The sequence below is a fragment of the Mycobacterium gordonae genome (assembly GCF_001417955.2).
Lineage (GTDB): Bacteria > Actinomycetota > Actinomycetes > Mycobacteriales > Mycobacteriaceae > Mycobacterium > Mycobacterium gordonae_B.
This window is the reverse complement of sequence record NZ_LKTM01000092.1, coordinates 1-4,828: the sequence shown is the minus strand read 5'-3', so window position 1 is coordinate 4,828 and position 4,828 is coordinate 1. Positions and strand designations below refer to the sequence as shown.

The window sequence follows — 4,828 nt, the reverse complement described above, 5'->3', positions numbered from 1 at the left end:
GCCAAAAAGGCCCCGACTATCACTGGCTGAAACTACCGCTGCGGCCTGAGAGAAGCACGGCCGAGGGCCGGGTGTGGCCGGGGGGCCGGGTGCGGCCGGCGGCGCCGGCGGGCTCGGTGGTGCCGGAGGCAGTGGCCAGAGCACCTTCGGCGGGACCAATGGCAGCGGTGGCGTCGGCGGCGACGGTGGCACCGGCGGCGCGGGTGGAAATGGCGGGGCCGGGGTTAACGGAATCGGTGCGTCCGGCGGCGCCGGGGGTATGGGTGGCAACGCCGGAGCCGGCGGTGCGCCGGGCACGGGCGGAAGCGGGGGCACTGCGGGCGCCTATGGCCACGGCGGTGTGGGCGGCGCCGGCGGTGACGGCGGGGCTGGTGCTGCCGGTGCCGCTGGTGCGGCCGGATTCGCCGGTGGTGTCGGGGGCGTCGGCGGGTTCGGCGGTAACTCCGGGTTTGGCGGGTTCGCGGGTAACGGCGGCGCCGGTGGTGGCGGCGGCGCCGGCGGTAACGCGGGTGCTGACACGGGCGCGGGCAACGTCACGGCGCCTGCCGGCGGCGCCGGTGGTGCCGGCGGTACCGGTGGAAACACGGGCAGCGGCGGCAGCGCGGGCAATGGCGGTGCCGGCGGCACCGGTGGAGCCGGCGGTAACGGGGCCAACGGGGCCAACGGCACCGGCAACCTGGCCGGCGACAACGGCGGGAACGGCGGCGCCGGCGGCGTCGGCGGACAGGGCGGCGACTCCCGGCCCGGAGGCGTCAACGGAGCCGCCGGAGCCGGCGGAAAAGGCGGCAACGCGGGCAACGGCGGAAATGGCACCAGCGGCGGTGGCGGCGGTAACGGTGGTACCGGCGGCAACGGTGGGGCCGCCGGTGTGGCTGGCAACGGTGGCGCGGCAAGCGCCAGCGGCGGTGCGGGCGGTAACGGTGGGGCAGGCGGCAACGGCGGCGTGGCCGCCGCTAATTCGGCCAGTGCAGGTGGCAAGGGTGGAAACGGTGGCGCCGGTGGCGCCGGCGGATTCGGTGACAACGCCGAGACCGCTGGTTCAGGTGGTACTGGCGGTAATGGCGGCGCCGGGGGCACGTGGACGTTGAGTTCGCCGACACAGGCCGCTAATGGCGGCGTCGGCGGGGCCGCCGGTGCTGGCGGGGCTGGTGGGGCCAGCACTGGCGGGATCTCGAAGAACACCGGCGGAGCCGGTGGCGCGGGCGGCGCAGGAGGCGCGGGTGGCGCCGGTACTCCGTTCGCGAATCCGATCGGCACATTGATCCCTGCAGGTAACGGCGGCGCCGGTGGTGCGGGCGGCGACGGTGGTGTCGGTGGTACCGCCGGAACCGGTGGCATCGGTGGAGCCGGCGGTAATGCCGGCGCGGGCGGTGTCGGTGGTGTCGGCGGCAATTCCACCTTCGGCGGCCAGGGCTACCCCGGTGGCACCGGCGGCGATGGCGGTGCGGGCGGCACGGGCGGCAGCGGTGGCGGTGCATTCAGCCAGCCCGGCAATGCCGGCGGAAACGCCGGTAATGGCGGCGCGGGCGGCGCGGCGGGCAACGGCGGCAGTAACGGCGGCAGCGGTGGCAACGGGGGCAGCGGTGGCGATGCCGGCAAAGCCGGCACCGCAGCCGCGGTCGGCAAAGCTGGCATCGGCGGTGACGGTGGCGCCGGCGGTATCGGCAGCGACGGCATCAAGGGCGCCGACGCGAATCCTGGCGTGGCAGGCGGTAAAGGCGGGGCCGGCGGTGCCGGCGGTAACGCCCCCGGCACCGGCGGTGTCGGGGGTAATGGTGGGGCCGGTGGCAGCGGTGGCACCGGCGGTGACGGCGGAAAAGACGGCATTCCGGACACCGGCTACGCTCCGGCCGGCGGCGCAGGCGGCAGCGGCGGCAATGGCGGCAACGCGGGTACCGGTACGACCGCGGGCAACGGTGGCGTTGGCGGTGCCGGGGGTGACGGCGGCCGTGGCGCCGACGGCACCGCGTTCTCGACGAAGGGTCCCTCGGTCTACGTCAACAGCGGCGGTAATGGCGGGGCCGGAGGCACCGGCGGCAACGGCGGCAACTCCGGTGCCGGCGGCACGAACGGCGCCAGTGGCGCGGGCGGCCACGGCGGTGGGGGCGGTAACGGCGGTGACGGCGGTAGTTCTCCGGCCCGTGGCCCCGGCGACGGCGGTAACGGCGGTGCCGGCGGTGCGGCCGGCAAAGCCGGCACGGGCGGAGCGATCAGTCTGGTGGGTGGCTCCGGAGGCGACGGAGGTGCCGGTGGCAATGGCGGCGCGGGCGGCATCTTCGGCGTTGAGCGCGACGGAGGTGCCGGCGGCAACGGTGGGGCCGGCGGGAATGCGGGAATCGGCGACGGCGCTGAGACAGCCGGCAGCGGCGGTGACGCGGGCAATGGCGGCGCCGGCGCCAACAACAACAGCGGAAATGGCGGCGTCGGTGGCGCTGGCGGTACGGGTGGCGCCGGTGGTAGCAGCACTGGCGGCCTCACCACGAACATCGCGGGTTCCGGCGGCAACGGTGGATTCGGTGGCCGCGGCGGAAACGGCGTCGACGGGGTCGGCGGCGCCGGTGCCGCTGGCGGGAGCGGCGGTTCGGGCGGCACCGCCACCGGGGCCGGCAGTGTCGGTGGCAACGCCGGCGACGGCGGCGCCGGCGGTAACGGCGGCAGCAGCCTGAGCGGCGGCAAGAGCGGTGGTATCGGCGGGAATGGCGGCGATGCCGGCAAGGTCGGTACCGGCACCATCACGGGTAACGGCGGCCACGGCGGCCACGGCGGCGACGGCGGCGACGGCGGCAACGGCTCTAGCGGCGCCGACGGGACTACGGGCGTCAGCGGCGTGAACGGCGGCAGCGGCGGCAACGGTGGCAACGGCGGTAACGCCACCGGTAAGGGCAGTGTCGGCGGCGACGCCGGCAACGGCGGCAACGGGGGCAACGGGGGCAACGGCGGCGCCGACGTTGGCGGTCCCACTGCCCCCGATGCGGGCAACGGGGGTTCCGGCGGTAACGCGGGCCTGGCCGGTACCGGCGAGAGCGAGGGCTACGGCGGCATCGGCGGTAACGGCGGTAACGGCGGCCAGGGCGCCACGGGCCTGGACGGCACCATCGGCAATGCCGGGGTCAACGGCGGGCACGGCGGCAACGGTGGCGATGGTGGCACCGCGACCGGCAAATTCGCCGCCGGCGGCAACGGCGGCAGCGGCGGCAACGCCGGCGGAGGGGGTGCCGGTGGTGCGGGTGCCGCCGGCGGTGCCGGCGGCGACGGCGGTAGGGGTGGTTCCGGCGGCTATACCTACGGCGCCAACAGCCAGGCCGGCAACGCGGGCAACGGCGGCAACGGCGGCAACGGCGGCAACGCCGGCGCGAGCACGGCCACTGACGCCCCGAACGGCGGCAACGGTGGCGCCGGCGGCATGACGGGCGCGGCAGGTGCCGGCAACGGCGCCGGTGCCGCCGACGGCAAAGCAGGAATCGGCGGCAACGGGGGCAACGGCGGCGACGGCGCCGCAGCGCAGACCGCGCTCGCCGACACCAATGGCTTGACCGGCGGTCGCGGCGGCGACGGCGGTAGCGGCGGCGCCGGATTGAGCAAGGGCGGCGTCGGGGGCAACGCCGGCAACGGTGGGGCAGGTGGCCGCGGCGGCGACGGTGGAGCCAGCACCCCGGCCGGCTTGTCCACGGCCGCGAGCGGCGGCGACGGCGGGCGGGGTGGGAACGCCGGCCTGGTCGGCTCCGGCGATACGGCGGGTAGCGGCGGCATCGGCGGGGACGGCGGCGCCGGTGGCAACGGCGCGTCCGGCCGCAACGGCGGCAGCGGGGCCAATGGCGTGACCGGCGGCGTCGGGGGCAAGGGCGGCGCTGGCGGCAATGCCAGTGGGACCAACGGAGTCAGCGGAAATGCCGGTAACGGCGGCAACGGTGGCAACGGCGGCAACGGAGGGGCTCCCACCGCGACCGCCACTGTGGCACCCAACGGCGGCGACGGCGGTAAGGGCGGCAACGCCGGGAGCGTCGGTGCCGCTTCGGCCGGTGCCGTCTCGGCCGGCGGCGCCGTCGGAGGCAACGGTGGCAATGGCGGTAACGGCGCCGACGGCGCCAACGGCGCCGCGGGCAAGGCCGGCATGGCCGGTGGCGGTGGTGGCAACGGCGGCGACGGCGGCAGCGCCACCGGGGACAACGGCAAAGGCGGCAACGCCGGCAACGGCGGCAGCGGCGGCAACGGCGGCAACGGCGGCACCGACACCGGGACCGGGGGCACCACGGCTCCTAACGGCGGCAAGGGCGGCAACGGCGGTTACGCCGGCGGGTACGGCACCGGCATCGGCGGTCGCGGCAACGGCGGGATCGGCGGCGACGGCGGCAACGGCGGCAACGGCGCCAACGGCAACACCGGTGCTGCCGGTACATCGGGCGACAACGGCGGCAACGGCGGGGCGGGCGGCAATGGCGGCGCGGGCGGAACCGCACAGGCACCCGCCGGCCACACGGGCACCCGCGGCGCCGGCGGCAACGGCGGCGCCGGCGGCAACGGCGGGACACCCGGCGACGGCGGCAACGGCGCCGACGGCATCGCCCAGATCAACAACGGCGCCGGCGGGGCCGGGGGCACCGGTGGCAACGCCGGTCTGGGCGGCAGCGGCGGTACGGGCGGTACCGGATCCACAAGCGGCACAACCGGGCTCAACGGCCTCAGCAACGCCAACGGTGGCAACGGCGGGACCGGGGGCAACGGTGCGGACGGCTTCGCCGGCGCTTCTCCCTCCACGACGGGCACCTCCGGCGGCGCGGGAGCCAACGGCGGCGCGGGTGGGGCCGGGGGCGCGGGCGGCCGCGGCGGC

The 4,828-nt window shown here is 76.8% G+C and carries 1 protein-coding gene; it reads left to right on the top strand.

From position 1 onward, the window contains the following. Window positions 1-73 precede the first annotated feature (73 nt). The coding region (locus AO501_RS37070) for a hypothetical protein (protein WP_055577598.1) at window positions 74-4,828 on the top strand (4,755 nt) is incomplete at its 3' end.